This is a genomic window from Flagellimonas alginilytica, assembly GCF_042134605.1.
In the GTDB taxonomy this organism is placed as follows: Bacteria; Bacteroidota; Bacteroidia; order Flavobacteriales; family Flavobacteriaceae; genus Flagellimonas; species Flagellimonas alginolytica.
The window spans coordinates 1,462,481-1,482,123 of record NZ_CP169638.1; the positions used below are offsets into that span (position 1 = coordinate 1,462,481).

The following is a 19,643-nucleotide window of genomic DNA, read 5'->3' on the forward strand; positions in this document are numbered from 1 at the left end:
AATCGGAATTCATTGCAATTTGCTATCTTTCGGTTACGGCGGAAAATCAGCTATGATTTTCCGCAACGAGCCATACACCAAACCCTTGGGACGGATCTTGAAAGCCTCCGGCCTCAACCAAGTAGCTACATTGCTCCGCAATTCCCGCCCCTTGGGTATCTGTCCCTGATTTTCAACAAAAAAGGTTTTTAATCATTAATCAACTCGATGAAATTCCCGTTCGAGTCGGCAAATACTTACAGCCTTTTCGGATATCGGAGAATATCCCCTTACAAATTGAAAGTGGAAATCTTCTGTAACCCTCCCTTTTCTCGGACCATTGGTTAGACAACTTTTGTTTGTTCTTCCAAGCAAGCTTGCTTGGAAGAGAATTCCTTTTCATAGCGTTCCGGGGTTATCCCACCCAGGGCCTCGTGTGGCCGTTTCATGTTGTAATCCTTTATCCATTCCTCGGTCAATATGCGTACCTGTGAAATATCCTCGAACAGATGTGCATCAAGTACATCCTGTCTGTAGGTACGGTTGAACCGTTCAATGAACCCGTTCTGCATGGGCCTTCCCGGCTGTGTGTACTGGATATCTATCCCTTGGGCCCCGCACCATCTCGTGAAATCGAGCGCAAGGAACTCGGGCCCGTTGTCCACCCTGACCTTTTCGGGCCTACCGTGTTCCCCGATGGCCCTCTTCAATACCTGTACCACGCCCATGGCAGGGAAACTGAACTCGGCCTCAACGCCGATGGCCTTCCTGTTGAAGTCATCGATGATGTTGAAGGTCCTGAACCTTCTCCCGTGCACCAATGAATCGCTCATGAAGTCCATGGACCATGTCATGTTCGGACCATCGGGCAGCACCAAGGGCTCCTTGACCCGCTTGGGCACCCTCTTTTTGGTCTTTCTCCTCAAGTTCAGGCCCAGCATCAGGTATACCCGTCTGACCCGCTTCTTGTTCCATTTATGGCCTTCCAGTCTTATCCGCTGATAGTATTTGTCCTGTCCTTCCCTTGGCTTGGCCACGGAAAGCTCCAGCAACTTGTCGATCACCTCACTGTCATCTTTCACGGAGCGGTAATAGTACATCGATTTTGGGAACGTCAATGTCCTGCAGGCCCTGGTGATGCTTACCCTGTAATATTCCCCTAGGTAGGCCACCATGTTTTTCCTCTCACCGGAGCCTACCACTTTTTTGAGAGCACGTCCTTGAGCATCTTGTTGTCAAGGGCCATGTCCGCATACATCTGCTTGAGCTTGCGGTTCTCCTCCTCAAGTTCCTTCAGGCGCTTGAGCTCGAGGCTGTCCATCCCCGAATATCGTTTCTTCCAATTGTAAAATGTGGCCTTGTGGATGCCCATATCCCTACAGATCTGGTCCACTTTGACCCCTGATTCGTGCTGCTTGATGCAGGATACGATCTGGCTCTCGGTAAACTTGGTTCTCTTCATAATATCTGACTGTTAAAATTAAACTTTTTGTCTAATTCAGACCAGTCCGACTTTTAGGGAGGGTTACACTTCCGGTAAACTTACTTTTTTTCAAAGGGTTTTGGCGTGTGTTTTTGGACCAAAAACCATGACAAACGAAATAAAAAAAGTAGCCCGAGGGCTACCCTAAAAATTGATAGACGGTTATTAGTGAGGTAAGGAATACCGCCAAGGCACCTATCAGCCAGTAAATGACCGATATTTTGTTTCCCATCGTGTCCAATTTGTGCAGCACTTTTTCCATATCATTTTCGACTTTAAGGTCAATGATACCCAAGATAGCCATTTTCTGCTTTTTCGGCAAGTTGTCCACTTGTTCCGCTAATTCTGTTGTTTTCATAAGATTAGATTTTAAATTAAACAATCGTTTTGCGGAAGATTCGTGTTAGTGGAATTTCAGCTCATAAGGAAACGGAATAAATAAGAGAGCCGAAGGATCCTGGTTTATGCCGTAGTCTTATGATGGGAACATTGCACGGGCGTAATTTTGGAAAACGATTGATTGATTGATACGCGAGCACTGCGAACACCGCTTTAGAACCAAAGCCTTTAAAAAAGGCTCAATTGTGTCTTTGCGATTTCTTCCTGCCTCTTGTTTTCGAGATAGGATTTCCATTTTTTTGAACCGCTGAGCTCATCAAGGCCGGAAAGCACAAAATCGACAGGGGTCGTTCCATCGAGTTGCCCGGGTGTTATCCAAATGGAGCGATAGCCAGTTTCAGTAATGGGCAGGGGTTCTTCTGCGTGGACTTCCAAATGGCTCACCCCAACAGAGGCCCAATAGTCCTTTGAGTATTTTACGATAATTGGAATATTGCACCAGGTACTTTGGAAGGTTTCGTATTTGTCTTTGTTTTGTTTGGTATCTGCCATGATCAAAAGATTAGGTTAATAATGTGTTTTCATCTATACTGGAACACTTATTAACCTGATAAATCATGGCCGTTAGGGATAAGCAAATGGTATGGGAACAATAACGGGAAATTCGGTGTACTTATGAGCGTGACCAGTTTTTAACTTTTCGTGATAGTGAAGCTGTTTACAGCTAAAACAAACATATTGTTTGGTGTCATTATCCAAAAAACCTTTCCAAACAATGGAGTTGGGTTTCAGTCCGGGGTCTGTATCGCAGTAGTCACATTTCAACACTTTTTAATTTGATGATTGAGATTTGGACATTTATAACTATTGATATTTCTCTTCGATAAACCTCATAAACTGTGCGTATTTCTTCTCTTTCTTAGGTAGATCCATTTGTTCGGCTAAAAGATTCAAGGCCTCCCTTACAATATCTCCTTGTGAGACTTTCTGTGGTTCCGTCAACTCCCTTACCTTTTGAATCTTTTCCAATAAGACTTTTGTAGAAACATCATGTCTAATGGTAATGTTCATTTGAGGTTTATCCTTTCCGGGGCGACCTGGTCTGCGATTACTCTTATCTTTAGTTGCTTTGGTTGAATTTTTTTTTCCTCTATTCTGCGGTAGCAAATCATCTAATGACATATCTAATTGTACTTTTTTATTTTAGTTGAGACTTCCTTTCCCAGTTTGGTATAATCAATAGCACCAGGGCTTTTTTGGTCATACTCAAAGATAGTCATTCGGTTATCCTTGTGCTGTGAGTTTTCAATAGCAGTGTTACGTCGAATCCTTGTATTAAACAATGCTCCCTCCCATTGGTTCTCTTTAAAGTCCTGTTCAATACTTTTACTGATTTTCAGTCTTTCATCATAATGGGTAACCAAAATTCCGAGTAAAGAGAGGTTCTCGTTTAAACTATCTCGAACACCACCTATAAACTCAATCATAATATTAACCCCGTCCATACTGAACTGTGAAGCTTGTACTGGGATAATAACATAGTCCGCAGCGGTCAAGGCATTGACGGTGACCAAATTCATATCCGGAGGACAGTCCAAAAAAATATAATCGTAGTTATCTCCGAGCTTTTTAATGGCCTTGTTCAAAATGGTTTCCCTGGAAAGTTCTCCTTGTATCAATAGATCAATCCCTGCAAAATCAATCGAACTAGGAATAAGATCAAGATTTTTCCTGACATTCAAAACATCAAACGATTTTTTTTGAAACAATTCATTGATGGTAGTCCTTGGTTGCTCCACTCCTATGTTCTTGGTCAGGTTGGCCTGTTTATCACAATCAATGATCAACACACTATGCTTCCTGGCAAAATACGCAGCAAGATTGAGACAGGTTGTTGTTTTAGCCACTCCCCCCTTTTGATTACTTATAGCTATGACTTTCATGTAATTTACTATTAAAATTAATTATTTACAATATAATATTGCTGTTACATAGGAATTTCACTTACAAACATGAATTTTTGTTTGGAATAAAAGAGGTTTACATCTTTCCCTATATGGCGCACACCTTTTATGTGAACCTCTTCCACATCTTGATAATCTGAATTCAATATTCCGATATGGAGGCAATCATCTTCCGGCACTAAAAGAACGAATAGGTCATTTTGATATTCAAGGCATCGAAGTCCTACATAGGCCATAACAGCAAAATTGAGTTTTGAATGACAAAACTGTTTTAGATTCTCACTCACCTGAAAGCCTAAGTTTCCGAAAGGATTAAAATGGATTTCTTCTTTTTTGATTTGAGATACATTTTTCATTTTTGACGAGTTTTAATGATTATTTGATTTTTTTATGATTTGAAAATGCTAGGATTTAAAGGAAATCATTATTCAAAGGACAGTTTTAGCTTTTTGTTTTCGTCCAACATGAGTTTTGCCTGGTAAGTTTTTCCCCCTTTGGATTTAAAGCCTTTAAGTTTCTTTGTTGTGCCCTTGACAATAAGCGCTTTAACAATGGTATCGTTCAGTCTTTTATTGAATGATGTAATCCAAATGGTAAAATCGCATTTAGGGTCTTGGTTCCAGTTGGAGCAGTAATACGATTTCTTTCCTTTTCGCACCTCCCCGGCTTGGCATTTTGGACACTTCCCCAGGGAAAGGTTTCTGGCCTTTTCCTCGGGTGTCTGTATATCGGCTATTTTTTTTGCCGATTCGACAACTTCAGGGAAAGTGGTTTTAACAAACTCCCGGATTTGACCTATAAAATCTTCATAGCGTATTTCGTTGCGCTCCAATTGTTTCAACTTGTATTCCCATTCTCCTGTAAGTTCAGGGGAACAAATGGACAGTTCCCTAATAGAATCAATTAAGGCAGTTCCTATTTGGGTAGGAATGAGTTTAGCACTCTTTCTTGTGATATACTCTCTTTTTATGAGGGTTTCAATAATGGACGCCCTTGTTGCAGGAGTACCCAATCCCCTTTCCTTTAGGCTCTCCCTTAGGCTCTTTTCTTTAACCAGTTTTCCAGCGGTTTCCATTATCCCCAGGAGGGAACTATCTGAAAACAAGGGTAGTGGTTTGGTCATACCCTCATGCACAGCAGTTTCAACAATAGTTCGTTTCTCTCCCATCTCAATTTCAGGCAAAGCAATTTCTTTTTGAGGTTCAAGGGAAAGTACCCTCCATCCTTTCTTGATCACTTGATTGGAACTTGCCGAAAATTGATACCCGTTTAAAACAGTGAACAATTTTCTATTCGCTTTGGTACACGGGGAAAGAAAAGACTGGAAAAACCGTTGTACCACCATCAAAAAGATATTTCTTTCAGCCTCGTTTAAACTATCCAAATCAATAGCTGTTCCAGTAGGGATAATAGCATGATGGTCTGTTATTTTCCCATTGTTGAATACGGGGTTTTCAGCAATATTAGCAATACATTCAGCCTGTAAATCTTGGGTTTGTACCGCTTGGATTTTAAAGTTTTGCAATCCTTTAAAAATCTTGGAAACATCTTCCTTTTGGTTCGTGGCCAAATATTGGCTGTCCGTCCTTGGATAAGTTAAAGCCTTATGTTTTTCATACAAGGCCTGTACGACATCCAAGGTTTGTTGAGCGGTGTATTTATACACTTTGTTGGCCGTTCTCTGCAAGGTAGTAAGGTCATATGGCAAAGGGGGTGCTTCATTATTAGTTTTATCTTCCCTTACAATTTCAGGACTGGTTTTGCCCTGTTGTCCTTCAACTATTTTTTGTGCCTCCCCCCTATCTTTAAATTTATGCTCACACAAAAGTTCAAAAGGAACGCTAGAATCTTCTAGGGTTATCTTAGGAACATAAAAAGGCGACGGTTTAAATTCCTTATTTTCTTTGAATCTATCAACAATCAAACGTAGGGTAGCGGTTTGCACCCTGCCAATGGAAAGTGCCTTTGATTTTTTACTAGCAAGGGTATAGCCTTGGGTAAAATTGATGCCCACCAACCAATCCGCTTCGCTCCTTGCTTTGGCCGCATGATATAGGCGGTCAAATTCAGCAATGGGGCGAAGCTCGGCCAAGCCTTTTTTAATTGTCGTTTCTGTCATATCTGAAACCCAGAGCCTTTTTATAGGAACATGTTTAGGCGGTTGTACCAATTGATGGATATAGCGATAAATCAATTCCCCCTCTCTTCCGGCATCTGTGGCCACGATGATTTGGCGGGATAGTTGAAAAAGGGTTTTTACAACATTGAATTGTTTTTGGATATGGGGTTGATTGGTAACTTGAAGTTTAAAAGGATTTGGCATTATGGGCAAATGGTCCAAAGACCATTTTTCAAATCCATAAGCTTCGGGCATAGTGCAAAAAACGGGCATAGTATACCACCTTCGGCGGGTCAAAGTGAGCCACCCGCGGCGGACCAAAGTGAGCATAGTGGGGCGGATGAAAGTGAGCCACTAAAAAGATCGATTCTATTTGAGTGTTGCGATGGTTTCTTTTGTAAAAAAGACCATGGCGAACAAACAGATAGATATGCGAAAGGCAAAAAGGATTTACAAATTGTACGGCGAGGGGGCCAGCAAGCGACGGATCAGCAAGGAACTTGGCATCTCCCGCAACACGGTGGCCAAGTACATCGAGTTCTTCAAGTGCTACAGGCTGACGCCCTACGAGGTCTCGGAGATGACCCTGGAGGAGATCCACAGGCTCTTCAAGGCGGACCAAAAGCCCAAGAGCGAACAGCTGAGGACCTTAGAGCGGTACTTCCCTTATTTTGACAAGGAACTCCGCAAAACGGGGGTCACGCGCCAGTTGCTCTGGGAAGAGTATTATGCGAAGCACCCAGACGGGTTCAAGCTCTCCCAGTTCAGGTACTGGTACCGTGAATGGACAAAGGAGACATCGCCAGTGATGCACTTCACCCATAAGGCGGGCGACAAGCTCTTCATCGATTTTACGGGCAAAAAGCTCCATATAACGGACAAATATACGGGAGAGATCCAGGAACTCGAGGTATACCTGTGCGTACTGGGCAGCAGCCATTACACCTACGTGGAGGCCTGTCGGAGCCAGAAACTGGAGGACTTCATGCGATGTACCGAGAACGCACTGTGGTTCTATGGCGGGGTCCCCCGTGCCCTGGTGACCGACAACCTGAAGTCGGCAGTCACCAAGAGCAGCAGTTACGAGCCGAAGGTCAACGAGGCCTTTGCCGATTTTGCGGAGCATTACGATACCGCCGTGCTGCCGACAAGGGCCTACAGGCCAAGGGACAAGGCCATCGTGGAGAACGCGGTGCGCATTGTCTATACCAGGGTGTTCGCCCCTTTGCGCAACAGCACCTTCCACAGTGTGGGCGAGATCAACAGGGCCATCCTGGAACTGCTAAGGGCCCATAACAATATTTCCTTCAGGGGAAGGGAATACTCCAGGTGTTCCCTCTTCCGGGAAGTGGAGGTGCCGGAGCTCGGTCCCCTTCCCTTGAAACGATATGAGATAAGATCTTATGCAAAGGGAACGGTCCACAAGAACAGCCATATCTACCTTGGCAGGGACAAGCACTACTACAGTGTTCCCTACAGGCACATCGGCAAACAGGTGAAGATCGTCTACACGGACAGCTTCGTGGAGATATACCACAGGCACGAACGTTTGGCCGTCCATGAAAGAAAGAGGCAACGCTACGGCTATACCACCGCAGCGGAACATATGCCCTCCCACCACAGGTTCGTCAGCGAATGGAGCAGCGAGAAGTTCATCTCCTGGGCCGCGCACATCGGCGAGAACTGCAAGGGGTACATCATCGGGATACTCGACAAGAAACAACATCCGGAACAATCCTATAAATCCTGCATGGGCATACTGCACCTGGCCAAGAAGGTCGGCAACCAACGGCTGGACAATGCCTGCAGGCGGGCATCGGACTATGGGGCCTATAATTACAGCATGGTGGAGCGGATACTGAAAAAAGGGTGGGACACCCTGGAGGACGACCCGGAGGATACCTCCGAGGTCCCGGACCACGATAACATCAGGGGAGGAAACTATTATAAATGACAAACATTAAAACAGACAACATGAACACAAAGACATTGGAACAGATGAAACAGCTCAGGCTCCACGGGATGCTCAGGGCCTTTGACACCAGCCTCTCGCCCGAGAGCATGGACTATACCAACGATGAACTGGTGGCCTATCTGGTACAGTCCGAATGGGACGATAGGCACAACCGCAAGATCGAGCGCCTGACAAAGGCCGCAAGGTTCAGGTACGGTGCCGTTATGGAGGCCATCGATTACGGCCCTGGAAGGAACATCGACAGGAACAGGATACAGCGCTACGCCTCCTGTGGATTTATACGCAAGGGTGAAAATATGCTCATTACCGGGAGCACCGGGGTCGGCAAGAGCTATCTGGCCTCCGCCATCGGGCACCAGGCCTGCTCAATGGGGCACAGGACCATGTACTTCAACACGGCCAAACTCTTTACCTTGCTCAAAACCTCAAAGGCGGACGGGTCCTATCTAAAATTCATTGGAAAACTTGAAAAACAGGACCTGCTCATACTGGATGACTTTGGCCTAAAACCATTGGACAACATCAACAGGCACTCTTTGATGGAGATCATAGAGGACAGGCACGGCAAAAGGTCCACCATTATAGCCTCACAACTGCCCGTGGAGGCATGGCACGATGTCATCGGTGAAAAAACGATCGCCGACGCCATCCTTGACCGGCTGGTGCACTCGGCTCACAGGGTGGACATAAAAGGGGAATCAATGAGAAAAAAAATTAAAAATAAACGTTAACTTCAGCACCAAAATGAGTCGATCTCGTGCACTTGATTTGCACTGCTCACTTTCATCCGCCGCAGGTGGTATACATTGACCGCCCTATCCACACTCGTTCAAACTTCGGTATTCTATCATTTTGCATTGCCAAATGTTCTAGTTCTTGTTTGGAAGGATTTACCGTTATCATATAAAATTTGGTTTCATTATTGGCCAGTTTTCCTTTATTGCCATCAATGGCTTTTTCAACTTCTGCGGCAGTATGAAAATCACCATCATGATTAAAAAATTCTTCCATTTCATGAACTTTCATCCCTGCATTTTCCTTTTCCAGATAATCTACCAAGTTGGCCACAGAACCCGTATTTTTTCCAACAGAATGTTTAGGGTTGTGAACTTTAATAACCATCTACCAAATGTTTGATTCTGTCTATCTCTTTTTGCGGTAGGTTACAGGTAAATTTAGGCCCAGAAATACTCTTGTTAGACTCTAAGTTTTTCAATAAATATTTAAGCTCTTTTTCAAAGGTTTCTTTCTCCTTTTCGGCACGTTCGATTCGTTGTAAAAAATTATCTCTTTCAGTTGCAGAAAACGAGCTGTTTTTTTGTTCTGGTTCTACCTTGGTTTTATCATCTTCCGGCACAACGATATCTGTTGCTTTTAGGTCATTGTTTTTGGGTATGATAAAACCTTTTTCTTTTGTGTTCTCAACTTCTTTTTTTTCGTTCTTTTTGAAGCCAATTTCTCCAGGGTGGAGTATGTCCAAAGTTTGGAGCGTTTGATTATGGACCCGTATCATTTCCCGAAATGAATTTTGCATGGGAACAAAAAAATCCTGCTCTCTTTTTTTAAGAAATGAAACGATTCTCCTATCCATAGCTTTGAGCATATCGGGAACGTTTGGGGATATTTCAGTGAAAATATCAAGACCCGAATTATAGATATATAAAATCATTCTATTAGCGTATTCGGTTTCGCTTTTTCCCGAACGTTTCGCCAACAGTTTTATCTTTTCCTTATTAATCTTCCGTACACGTATATTATGATAATCAGACATAGATTGTGGCTCATTTTGTGGCATAAATCTATATTTAACTATTTGAAATTGAGGGTATGAATTGACGAATGCCACTTTTGAATTGACGAATGTGGCATAAAAATTAACCAACACCACATATTTTTGTATTTGATAACCCTTTAAAACAATGAAAAGAAAAAAAAAGCGAGAGAAAAAATGCAACAATTCGTATCGGGGGTTCCCCGATTCCATCTCGCTTTCCTTTTTTCTCTCGCTTTGCTTCAAGAAAACGGAAAACCCTTTTTCGGATTATTGAAGCTTTTTTTTGAATTAAACCACCTTTAAAATGAATACAAAATATTGGGTATCTGGATTAATGTTCCTCGGTCTAAAAACTATACTTACAGCGCAAAGCTTCACTTTGGATAATGTTCGACAAAACGAAAAAATCTATACTGTCGTAATAGATGCCGGGCACGGTGGACACGACACAGGAACCATTGACAAAAATGGCAGATATGAAAAGGACATTAATTTGTTCGTCGCAAAATATGTGAAGTTGTATTTAAACAAATACGCCCCGGATATAAAAGTGATTTTAACTCGTGATACAGATGTGTTTTTACCATTAAAAAGAAGGCCATTGTACGCTAAGATTTCAGATGCGGATTTGTTCATTTCATTGCATTGTAACCACAATCCAAATTCGATTGCCCAGGGGGCAGAAATTTACCTCCAAAAAACAGGTGTTGAGAACGCTAGATTCAACCTCCATTCGGCAGCACGATTTGGATTGCTTTTAGATAAAAATTTAGAGCAGAAATTGAACTATAAATCACGAGGTGTTCTAAGGTCAAATCTACAGGTCCTCCGGGAGTCAATTTCTTATGTTCCAAGTATACTTGTTGAAATGGGTTTTTTCTCCAATCAAGAAGAATCATCTTATCTAAATTCCAAAAAGGGAATCAAAGGGATTTCTTTGACGGTTTCCAAAAGTATCATGGATTACTTTGGTATATGATGGTTTACATCAATATCAAGTTTTAAGAAATCCCAATCCTTGAATCTGGATTGTTAGACAAAAGTTTTCAGGATTCAAGAATTGGGCAGATTAGGTAAAATTTTATACCTTCAATTTTTCATACTAGGTATTTTGACGAGTTCCTAGATGTGATTATTTGATAAGTGGGAGGAGCTGATTACTCCTCCCTTTTTTATAAACGGAGTTGGATAAGAACTCCTTAGTGATTATTAACTAAACAATATTATTGTTTTTTACCATAAATACAAAACAATATATTGTTTTTTACAATATTTAACTGTTGGAGATTCATGAAAAAATAAAACAGGTTAGAGAAATTTTAGGTTTAAATCAAGCCGAAGTTGCCGAGATACTTGGAACTTTACAAAATGAAGTTTCAAGAATGGAATCTGGCAAAAAGAAGTTTGTGCCAAATAATTATATTCAATTTCTAATTGACAATAACTTTGATTTAAATAGTTTCTTTGACAAACGATTAAGTTTAACTAAGAATGAGTCAAGTCCGGATATCTCCAAAAAAAAGCACTTACTTCCAGAATTAGAAAGCATAGAACCTACTCATCTCGTTTCATTTATTCAAGACAGGTTGGATTTATTTAAAAACCTAGATGGTTTTAAAACTTTAATATTTGAAGCTTCTGCTAGACTAAAAGGTACAGATTATACAAAAAGATTAGAACGCTTGGAAGCTGTAACAGCTGCATTATTATTGGAAAGGAAAAGCGAAAAGCCTTTGTTTTCTGATGAAAAAAATGATGGTGAGAGCCCTTGATTACAAATTGGTTATATCATCCATTGATTGAATAAATATCTTGCAGGATTGTTTCATAACTTTTTTACACTTTGCCAGTATCCTCTTCTTAATGATTTCTCTTTCTTTTTTTGTGTATGAGTTTTTATGCATTTCAAACAGCAATGCTTCATTCAATAAATCATCTTTCATCTCCCTTGCTTTTTTTCCCTATGTAATACGCTCCCAAAATAAGTGATGGAATTACAACCACTTGAAAGATGATTTTAACACTAAATTCATTGGTAGTTGTATCCCTTGCATTAAGAAGGTAAATCAATAGTTGGTAAGACAACATTATTACCGGCACTAGATAAGCTGCACGATAAAGCTTTCCTTTACTTTCGACAAACGCACAAATCCCTAAAAACAGGGCTAAAGACATAAGACTCGTAATGAATAGAGCTACTCTCATAGATGAAAAGCCACTAAAGCCAGGCATTCCATCGAAAAGGCCACAATCATGGATGTAAACCATGAATGTGGCCAAGAAAATAAGTAAGCTGAAAAAAAATCCTTTCTTAGATGTCCGAGTCTTTAACCTCTTCGTTTTCGATAGCGTTTTCTTTGATTTTTTCGATTTCGTAATTGATAGAAATTTCATCATCTTGGTTTGTAACTGGTTCTGCAGTACAGCCAACATTGATAGTAGTTAAGACAATTAAACTTAAGTAGATTAAATTTTTCATTTGGGTAAAATTTATGATTAATAATACCCAAAAATAACTTCAGTAAAGATTGATAACTTGCTATGCCAATGTATTTTATAACACCTTTTTCAACAAGCCATAAAGTGAAGTTTAGTAGAAGTCTGGCAAGTTGTAAAAAAAATATCAAATCTAGTTAAAGAAAAGCCATAGTTTTTCTAGGGTTTTTCCATAATCGTATAAGGTTTTCTAAGCTTATAGAAGTAAATGCATAAAATTTTAATAAGACCTATTATATTTAACGTTGGGAGAAAAGCAAAGATATATTTGAAAAAACAATAACTAAAACAAAACACTTATAAAGAGTGAATAGAATAGAAATAATAGATAAGATTGGTGCTCAATACCAAATTGGGAATACAGAATCTGGAGAATTTAGTTATTCATCTGCACTTAAATCAATAGGAAAAGACATTAAGGATTTTCAAAAAGGTGACACAGGTACAAATCATCAATATTTGGACATAAGATTTGAAAATGAACGACTTTGTATTCTTATAGAAACAAAAAACAGGTTTAGCAAATGGAAAAAAGAAAAAATTCAGAAACAATTACAGGATTATGTTCGTTTTGAAAAGGCTTATTCCGACAAAAGAATTGTTGCTATACTTGCCGAAACAGAAGGTGATGATATTTGGGTTTGGTATGGTCAATCTGTAATCATAGATGATGAACATATAGTCCTTGAAGAAACTAAACTTAAAACTTTTGAGGAATATGAAGAAATATGCTTTGGTAAAGTCAATGACAAAATCAAGGTAATTGATTCTATTAAAACCCTTAATGAAAAATTACATTCAGACGGAGTAAACGAAAAATTAAGAAGCCAATTTGTAGGAACGTGCCTTCTAGCTTTAAAGAATGGTTTAGTATATGAAAACATAAAAGACACAATAAATCCTAAAACAGGCAAAACTTTAAAAGCAGAAACTGTTGTAATCAATAATATCAAAGATATTTTAGAAGGTTTGCTAACGAAAAGTGGAAGCTTAAATAAGGCAAGTAAATTAGCGATTCTAAATAATAAGGTTTTAGATGACCAAGATGTACAAAGTCTTACCTATAAAGAATTGACCGATATTTTGAAGTTTATTGACACTAACATAGTACCTTATATAAACGATAAAAATACGGCTGGTCAAGATTTATTGAATTTATTTTTCACCACTTTTAATAAATATGTAGGTAAATCAGATAAAAACCAAGCCTTTACGCCAGACCATATTTGCAGTTTTATGAGTAAAGTTGTTGGTGTAAATAAGCACTCAAGAGTTTTAGACCCTTGTTGTGGAAGTGGTGCTTTCCTTGTAAGAGCAATGACAGATGCAATGGACGATTGTGAAACAGAGACAGAACGAGAACAAGTAAAACAAGAACAAATTTTTGGAATTGAATATGAGGATGGAGCATTTGGCTTATCTTCTACCAATATGCTAATACATGGTGATGGCAATTCAAATGTGATTAAAGACTCCTTATTCAATAAAGGTAAGTGGATTGAAGAAAACAACATTAACGTAGTTCTTATGAATCCACCATATAACGCTACAAAAAAGTTTTGCAACTTAGAATATACCAAAAGTTGGCATAGCAAGAAGAAAGAAGACCCTTCTAAAGGGTTTCATTTTGTTGAGTGGGTTGCACGTCACGTTTCACCTCTTTGTAAGTTAGCTGTTTTACTTCCTATGCAAGCAGCAATTGGAACAAGTAATGATGTAAAACAGTTTAAGAAAATGATGCTAGATAACTATACTTTAGAAGCTGTATTTTCATTACCTGTTGAAATGTTTTATCCAGGTGCAGCTGCCGTAGCTGTTTGCATGGTTTTCGACCTTTCCCAAAAACATGAAAAATCTAATAAAGAAACTTTTTTTGGATATTACCGAGATGATAAGTTCACAAAAAGAAAAGGGCTTGGTAGGGTTGAAATGACCGATGAGAAAGGAAATAGTTTATGGGCAAAAACAGAAGAATTATGGCTTGATTTGTTTAAAAACAAAAAGCAAGTAGCAGGTTTATCTGTTATGCGCAAAGTTAGTTGGAAAGATGAATGGTTGGCGGAAGCATATATGGAAACTGATTATAGTAGTCTTGAATCCGATGTTTTTGAAAAAACAATTAGAGATTATTATTCATACATAATTAAAGATGGTGGCGAAAATGCTTAACACAGATAGTTGGGAAGAATTTTGTTTGAATGATTTATTCGATATTGGTCCCGGAAAATACCATAGTAAGGACGAGTACGATGAAGGATTTACACCTTATGTCACAGCTTCAGCAAATAATAACGGCATAGCACAGAGAATTAGCTTAACACCTGATTTTAAAGGTAATGCTATAACAACAGGTAAAGTTGGTTGCACTGCATTTTATCAAATAGAAGACTTTTGTGCTTCGAGCGATGTTAATATTTTCAGAGCAAATAAGTTTAAAATGACTTCTAAAATAGGTGTTTTTATTACTTCTATCATTAATTTTTCTGAAAATTACAAATGGACTTACGGTAGACAATGTCGTGTAGGTGATAGTAAAAAAATTGTTATAAAACTGCCTATTTCGTTTGATAAAAATCATAATCCAATAATTGATAATGAAAAGAAATTCAATCCTAAAGGTTATGTTCCTGATTTTAAATTAATGGAATCAATTATTGAAAATAAAATAAATAACAGTCCAATTGGAAACTCATTAAAAACGAAAAACCGAAACAATAAAGCCTCGTTTGAACCAGAAAATTGGAAAGAATTTTATTTGCATAAGCTTTTTAACATTACTATGGGTAATGGAATAGACGCTAATAAGACTACTAATTTTGACCCAAAATATAACTATGTATCGAGAGATAGTAATGGAAACGGTGTCGTTGCTGTAGTTGATGAAATAAATGGCGAAGACCCTTTCCCAGCAGGTGCAATGTCTGTTTCTTTAGGTGGAAGTTTTTTAGGGTCTTGTTTTATTCAAAAAAAGCCGTTTTATACAGCTCAAAATGTTGCCATTTTAAGAGAAAAAGAAGCACTTTCGCTTCATACTAAACTTTTTATTTCTTCTCTAATTCGTAATGAATGCAAAGTTAAATATTTAGCATTCGGTAGAGAATTGAATTCTCATATAAGGAAAGATTTTACAATCAAACTTCCAATCTTAAAAAAAGGAAATGAAACTGTTATTGATAAAGAAAAAGATTATTCTGAAAATGGATACGTACCTGATTGGAAGTTAATGGAAAAAATAATTAAAAAACTACCATATGGAGATAGAATTGAATAAAAAAACTGCTTACAACAATGCTAGTCTATTCTAATTCGAATACTTATTTTAATCTATAAATGAAGGTTATACAAGATTGGCAGCAATTTTTTCCGTCAATTCAAACTAACCATCTATCAATTCAAGCATTTTTAGTTCTTAAACTTTTATATTTTTGAAATGCATGTGAGGAAGGACAGAGCGGCAACGTGAGGACGACCGTGAGAAGCGCCGAAAGTCATGTAGTGGAAGCATAAAGCTTCAAAAAAAGCAGCATTTTGACCGATGTTGCTTTTTCTATTTTAAGTTGTTTTAAGAGCGTTTCTTTTCCGCAACCAAGAATCCCCTTTAATTTAAGCAAAAGCCGCAAATAAGCGCTTAAAATCAATTTTTGAGGCGTTTATGCATTTACTTCTCAAGGCTTTGTAAACCTAAAATTAACATGACCGAAATTTTTAAACGAGCCTTGGCGATGTTTACAAATTGAGACCTTTTCCAAAGCCTCGCGGCGTTTGAGCAGGAGGGTGGGAGTGGTTTAATAGAGTTAAACTTGCACATATTATAATTTAGAATTCTTTCGAATTATATAATATAATTAGGGGGTTTGTATTTAATTGATATACAGATGTTTAAAACCCCTAAGGTGTGTTTTGTTTACGGTAAAGTGTGTTTTGTTTACGGTAAAGTGTGTTTTGTTTACGGAGCGTTTTTTTATAAAATATGAGCTATATCACTGTAATACAGTCATTTAAGCCATTTTTCTGGCGGTTTTCGTAAAAATCCTAAAGTGTGTTTTGTTTACGCAAAGTGTGTTTTGTTTACGCTAAGGTATGTTATTTTTACGGCCTTTGTTTATAAGGGGTTCTGGAGGGTAGGTGTTCTAAAGTGTGTTTTGTTTACGAAAAAAAGGGGTTGAATCAACTAAAATAATCCAACCCCAATTTTTACCCCTGTTTTAAAAAAACCCTTATATTTAGGGCGTTACAAGAGGTTTTCCGTGGTCCCACCTGGGCTCGAACCAGGGACCCCCTGATTATGAGTCAGGTGCTCTAACCAGCTGAGCTATAGGACCCGCATTTTGCGGATGCAATATTAGTGTTTATTTTTCTTCAGCGCAAGGATTTAACCGTTCTACCCCTCTTTTATTTCTTGACATAGCTCCACCAGCACCCCATTTGTGCCCTTTGGATGCAAAAACGCCACCAGTTTGTTGTCCGCACCTTTTTTTGGGGTTTCGTTCAAAACAGTAAACCCTTCATTTTTTAAACGATCTATTTCGGATGCAATATCCTCCACTGCAAAAGCAATATGGTGGATGCCCTCTCCCTTCTTCTCCAGATACTTGGCAATAGGGCTGTCGGGCTTGGTAGCTTCCAACAATTCTATCTTATTGGGCCCGGATTTAAAAAAAGAGGTTTTTACCCCTTCCGAGGCCACCTCTTCAATTTTGTAGTGCGGTACACCCAACAGCTTTTCGAAAAGCTTGTTCGATGTCTCCAAATCTTTTACCGCGATTCCAATATGTTCAATTTTTTCCATAGGAAATGTAATTTGCCTTAATTTTCTACCTTTTTTCAAAATTAAGCACTGTAATCGGTTCATAAAGTGAGGTTAGTCATTAATTCGCTTATTTTTGTACCATGGAGGAAACACAACGACAAAAAAAGATAGCAGGAATCATTCAAAAAGACCTGGCCGATATTTTACAACGTGCCGCTACCGATGGTGGCCTTAAGGGAACTTTGATCTCTGTATCCAAGGTTTCCGTTACTGTGGACTTATCATTGGCCAAAGCTTATGTAAGTATTTTTCCGAACAAGGGTGCCAAAGAATTATTGGAGGGCATCAAAGAGAGCCAAGTGGCCATTCGCCACGAACTTGCTCAGCGAACAAAGCACCAACTTAGACGTGTACCAGAACTCAATTTTTATCTGGACGATTCCTTGGAGTATATTGAAGGAATCGAAAAATCCTTAAAAGGGGAAGAAAACCCAATAGAGAACAGAGACTTGCTCGATAAACGTAAGAAATCCTGATTTTGAACTTTCCGCTTTATATCGCAAAACGTTACTTACGGTCCAAAAGCAGCCAAAATGCGGTAAATATCATCAATTTCATTACTTTTTTGGTGATTGTGATAGGTTCCGCGGCCCTTTTTATCGTGCTTTCCGCTTTTGCCGGTCTAAAAACGTTCAGTCTTTCTTTTTCCAACACATTCGATCCCGACCTCAAAGCTTCTCCCGCTATTGGAAAGCATTTTTCAATTTCTGCGGACGAAGAATCTGCCCTGAACCATATTGAAGGTTTGGCCAGCTTTTCCAAAGAACTGGAAGAACGGGCTTACCTTACCTATAAAGAAAAAAGTACCATTGCCTACATTAAGGGGGTGGATCAAAATTATCGCAATGTTACCGGTGTGGACAGCACTTTAATTTTTGGTAATTGGGGCTCGGATTTATTCAATGGTGTTATTGGCATCGGAATCTATAACTTACTGGGTGTGCCAATCAATAATCGTTCGGCCATGGAGGTTTTGGTCCCAAAACCTGGCGAAGGCTCCTTTTCCCAACAAGGATTAAATGCCAAACCTTATGATGATATTGCCTTGGTGGTGAGCGGCGTTTTTGCTGTGGAAGAAACATTGGACAAAAAATACGTTTTTGCGCACCTGCCCGTAGTACAGGAATTATTGCAAAAAGATAGTACGGATATATCTGGAATCAATTTTAAATTGATGGAGAATGCCTCGGCAGAAGATGTCAGAAATTCCATTGTTGGGATTTTGGGGGATAAGGTTTCGGTTTTAACGCGCAGGGAGCAGAACACCTCTTTATATCGGATGCTCAACACCGAAAATTTAGCAACTTATTTGATTTTTACCCTAGTGCTGATTATTGCTCTGTTTAATGTAGTTGGGGCCATTATTATGATGATTTTGGACAAACAACAGAACTCCAAAACACTATATAGCTTGGGCACAACCATTAAAGAATTGCGTCGAATCTATTTTATCCAAGGCTTATTGGTCACCTCTTTTGGCGGGCTGATCGGTGTGCTGATCGGTTCTTTGTTGATTGTTTCACAATTGGTTTTTGGTTGGCTTAAAATTACGCCCTCTTTGGCCTATCCGGTGGAATTTAATGCCCTCAACGTATTGATCGTGATCGGAACCATTGTGGTTCTGGGCTTTATTTCTTCAAAAATTGCGAGTAGCCGAATCAACGAAAAATTGATTTCCGCTTAAGCGAACTGGTAATCCCCAAATTTTTCCTGAACCTCGTCAAAAGCGGCAAAAACATCTGCGGCATCGTCACTGGTTACCATCTTCATCCGGTATTCCTTAAAGTGTGGAATCCCTTTAAAATAGTTGGTATAATGTCTTCGTGTTTCAAAAACGCCCAGTTTTTCGCCCTTCCAATCAATAGCCATTTGCAAATGCCTGCGCGCGGCATCGACCCTTTCCTGCATTGTTGGGGGGGCTAAATGCTCTCCTGTTTCGAAAAAATGTTTTACTTCCTTAAAAAACCAAGGGTAACCAATACTTGCCCTACCTATCATGGCTCCGTCCAGCCCAAACTCGTCGCGCATTTTTACGGCAGCTTCGGGCGTGTCCACATCGCCATTGCCAAATACGGGAATATGCATCCTTTGGTTGTTCTTTACCCGTGCAATAGGTTTCCAGTCGGCCTCGCCCTTGTACATCTGCACACGGGTACGCCCATGGATAGAGATTGCTTTAATACCAACATCTTGCAAACGCTCGGCCACCTCAACAATTTTGATGGAACTGTTGTCCCATCCCAATCGGGTTTTTACCGTTACGGGCAAATGGGTCCTTTTCACAATTTCTTCGGTAAGCTTCACCATTAAGGGAATATCGCGTAAAATTCCGGCACCTGCATTTTTACACACTACCTTTTTTACCGGGCAGCCAAAATTGATGTCAATGATATCCGGGTTCGATGCTTCCACAATATCCACAGCTTGGAGCATAGAATCCAATTCGGCGCCAAAAATCTGGATGCCCACAGGGCGTTCTTTTTCGTAAATGTCCAGTTTAATGACGCTTTTTGCGGCATCCCGAATCAACCCTTCCGAAGAAATAAACTCGGTATAGACCACATCGGCGCCCTTTTCCTTGCAAAGTTTGCGGAAAGGAGGGTCGCTCACATCTTCCATCGGAGCTAAAAGAAGCGGAAAATCAGGTAGTTCTATGTTTCCAATTTTTGGCAAATCCTACTGTTTTTTGGACTGCAAAAGTACA

Annotated in this window: 21 protein-coding genes and 1 tRNA gene; 8 read left to right on the plus strand and 14 right to left on the minus strand. The window is 39.7% G+C overall.

Annotation, left to right across the window (positions count from 1 at the left end):
- Positions 1 to 323 precede the first annotated feature (323 nt).
- The 8 genes from ABTP35_RS06480 to ABTP35_RS06515 all read right to left on the minus strand — a co-directional run bounded on the left by ABTP35_RS06480 (position 324) and on the right by ABTP35_RS06515 (position 6,214).
- Complete coding sequence (locus ABTP35_RS06480) at positions 324 to 1,154, minus strand: IS3 family transposase (protein ID WP_375334426.1); 831 nt, start codon at positions 1,152 to 1,154, stop codon at positions 324 to 326.
- Positions 1,155 to 1,174: 20 nt separating this feature from the next.
- Positions 1,175 to 1,441, minus strand: a complete 267-nt coding sequence (locus ABTP35_RS06485) for a transposase (protein ID WP_199913404.1) — start codon at positions 1,439 to 1,441, stop codon at positions 1,175 to 1,177.
- Positions 1,442 to 1,601: 160 nt separating this feature from the next.
- The gene (locus ABTP35_RS06490) at positions 1,602 to 1,820 is read right to left on the minus strand and encodes a hypothetical protein (RefSeq protein WP_375334488.1); all 219 of its coding nucleotides are present in this window, start codon (positions 1,818 to 1,820) and stop codon (positions 1,602 to 1,604) included.
- Positions 1,821 to 2,029: 209 nt separating this feature from the next.
- Positions 2,030 to 2,353 carry a hypothetical protein gene (locus tag ABTP35_RS06495; protein ID WP_375334489.1) on the minus strand — a complete coding sequence of 108 codons (324 nt, stop codon included), beginning with the start codon at positions 2,351 to 2,353 and terminating at the stop codon, positions 2,030 to 2,032.
- Between the two features lie 312 nt (positions 2,354 to 2,665).
- Positions 2,666 to 2,983: a hypothetical protein gene (locus tag ABTP35_RS06500; protein WP_375334490.1), complete on the minus strand. Its 318-nt coding sequence runs from the start codon at positions 2,981 to 2,983 to the stop codon at positions 2,666 to 2,668.
- A 2-nt stretch (positions 2,984 to 2,985) separates the two neighbouring features.
- Positions 2,986 to 3,744: a ParA family protein gene (locus ABTP35_RS06505; RefSeq protein WP_375334491.1), complete on the minus strand. Its 759-nt coding sequence runs from the start codon at positions 3,742 to 3,744 to the stop codon at positions 2,986 to 2,988.
- A 44-nt stretch (positions 3,745 to 3,788) separates the two neighbouring features.
- A complete protein-coding gene (locus ABTP35_RS06510; RefSeq protein WP_375334492.1) occupies positions 3,789 to 4,121 on the minus strand; it encodes a hypothetical protein in 333 nt (110 codons plus the stop codon).
- A gap of 68 nt (positions 4,122 to 4,189) precedes the next feature.
- Positions 4,190 to 6,214, minus strand: a complete 2,025-nt coding sequence (locus tag ABTP35_RS06515; protein WP_375334493.1) for a DNA topoisomerase — start codon at positions 6,212 to 6,214, stop codon at positions 4,190 to 4,192.
- A gap of 100 nt (positions 6,215 to 6,314) precedes the next feature.
- Between ABTP35_RS06515 and istA the strand changes: the two genes are divergently transcribed.
- Both istA and istB read left to right on the plus strand, forming a co-directional pair.
- Positions 6,315 to 7,838: an IS21 family transposase gene (istA, locus tag ABTP35_RS06520; RefSeq protein WP_375334494.1), complete on the plus strand. Its 1,524-nt coding sequence runs from the start codon at positions 6,315 to 6,317 to the stop codon at positions 7,836 to 7,838.
- Between the two features lie 20 nt (positions 7,839 to 7,858).
- A complete protein-coding gene (istB, locus tag ABTP35_RS06525; protein ID WP_127136804.1) occupies positions 7,859 to 8,590 on the plus strand; it encodes an IS21-like element helper ATPase IstB in 732 nt (243 codons plus the stop codon).
- A gap of 52 nt (positions 8,591 to 8,642) precedes the next feature.
- Here the strand turns inward: istB and ABTP35_RS06530 are convergent, their stop codons facing one another.
- A complete protein-coding gene (locus tag ABTP35_RS06530) occupies positions 8,643 to 8,981 on the minus strand; it encodes a DUF5712 family protein (RefSeq protein ID WP_375334495.1) in 339 nt (112 codons plus the stop codon).
- Positions 8,971 to 9,816, minus strand: a complete 846-nt coding sequence (locus ABTP35_RS06535) for a BfmA/BtgA family mobilization protein (protein WP_375334496.1) — start codon at positions 9,814 to 9,816, stop codon at positions 8,971 to 8,973. Before ABTP35_RS06535 ends, ABTP35_RS06530 begins: the two co-directional genes overlap by 11 nt.
- 121 nt (positions 9,817 to 9,937) lie before the next feature.
- Between ABTP35_RS06535 and ABTP35_RS06540 the strand changes: the two genes are divergently transcribed.
- Positions 9,938 to 10,612 (plus strand): N-acetylmuramoyl-L-alanine amidase, encoded by a 675-nt coding sequence (locus ABTP35_RS06540; RefSeq protein ID WP_375334497.1) that lies wholly within the window; start codon positions 9,938 to 9,940, stop codon positions 10,610 to 10,612.
- A 301-nt stretch (positions 10,613 to 10,913) separates the two neighbouring features.
- Positions 10,914 to 11,405, plus strand: a complete 492-nt coding sequence (locus tag ABTP35_RS06545; protein ID WP_375334498.1) for a helix-turn-helix domain-containing protein — start codon at positions 10,914 to 10,916, stop codon at positions 11,403 to 11,405.
- Between the two features lie 539 nt (positions 11,406 to 11,944).
- On the opposite strand, the gene ABTP35_RS06550 is transcribed toward ABTP35_RS06545, so the two are convergent.
- Positions 11,945 to 12,112, minus strand: coding sequence for a hypothetical protein (locus tag ABTP35_RS06550; RefSeq protein WP_375334499.1), 168 nt, complete (start codon positions 12,110 to 12,112; stop codon positions 11,945 to 11,947).
- A 323-nt stretch (positions 12,113 to 12,435) separates the two neighbouring features.
- Between ABTP35_RS06550 and ABTP35_RS06555 the strand changes: the two genes are divergently transcribed.
- The gene (locus ABTP35_RS06555) at positions 12,436 to 14,298 is read left to right on the plus strand and encodes a class I SAM-dependent DNA methyltransferase (RefSeq protein WP_375334500.1); all 1,863 of its coding nucleotides are present in this window, start codon (positions 12,436 to 12,438) and stop codon (positions 14,296 to 14,298) included.
- Positions 14,291 to 15,400 carry a restriction endonuclease subunit S gene (locus ABTP35_RS06560; protein ID WP_375334501.1) on the plus strand — a complete coding sequence of 370 codons (1,110 nt, stop codon included), beginning with the start codon at positions 14,291 to 14,293 and terminating at the stop codon, positions 15,398 to 15,400. The genes ABTP35_RS06555 and ABTP35_RS06560 overlap by 8 nt, the downstream gene beginning before the upstream one ends.
- Positions 15,401 to 16,377: 977 nt before the next feature.
- Here ABTP35_RS06560 and ABTP35_RS06565 read toward each other — a convergent pair.
- Positions 16,378 to 16,451: transfer RNA gene (locus tag ABTP35_RS06565), tRNA-Ile, on the minus strand.
- A gap of 59 nt (positions 16,452 to 16,510) precedes the next feature.
- A complete protein-coding gene (mce, locus tag ABTP35_RS06570) occupies positions 16,511 to 16,918 on the minus strand; it encodes a methylmalonyl-CoA epimerase (RefSeq protein ID WP_224836006.1) in 408 nt (135 codons plus the stop codon).
- Positions 16,919 to 17,019: 101 nt separating this feature from the next.
- Here mce and rbfA point away from each other — a divergent pair, with 101 nt between their 5' ends.
- Both rbfA and ABTP35_RS06580 read left to right on the plus strand, forming a co-directional pair.
- On the plus strand, positions 17,020 to 17,415 hold the full coding sequence (gene rbfA, locus ABTP35_RS06575; RefSeq protein ID WP_293298114.1) for a 30S ribosome-binding factor RbfA: 396 nt from the start codon (positions 17,020 to 17,022) through the stop codon (positions 17,413 to 17,415).
- A gap of 2 nt (positions 17,416 to 17,417) precedes the next feature.
- Positions 17,418 to 18,623, plus strand: a complete 1,206-nt coding sequence (locus ABTP35_RS06580; RefSeq protein WP_293298112.1) for an FtsX-like permease family protein — start codon at positions 17,418 to 17,420, stop codon at positions 18,621 to 18,623.
- On the opposite strand, the gene dusB is transcribed toward ABTP35_RS06580, so the two are convergent.
- A complete protein-coding gene (gene dusB, locus ABTP35_RS06585; RefSeq protein ID WP_293298110.1) occupies positions 18,620 to 19,612 on the minus strand; it encodes a tRNA dihydrouridine synthase DusB in 993 nt (330 codons plus the stop codon). The two genes, ABTP35_RS06580 and dusB, sit on opposite strands and share 4 nt — an antisense overlap.
- Positions 19,613 to 19,643: the final 31 nt, after the last annotated feature.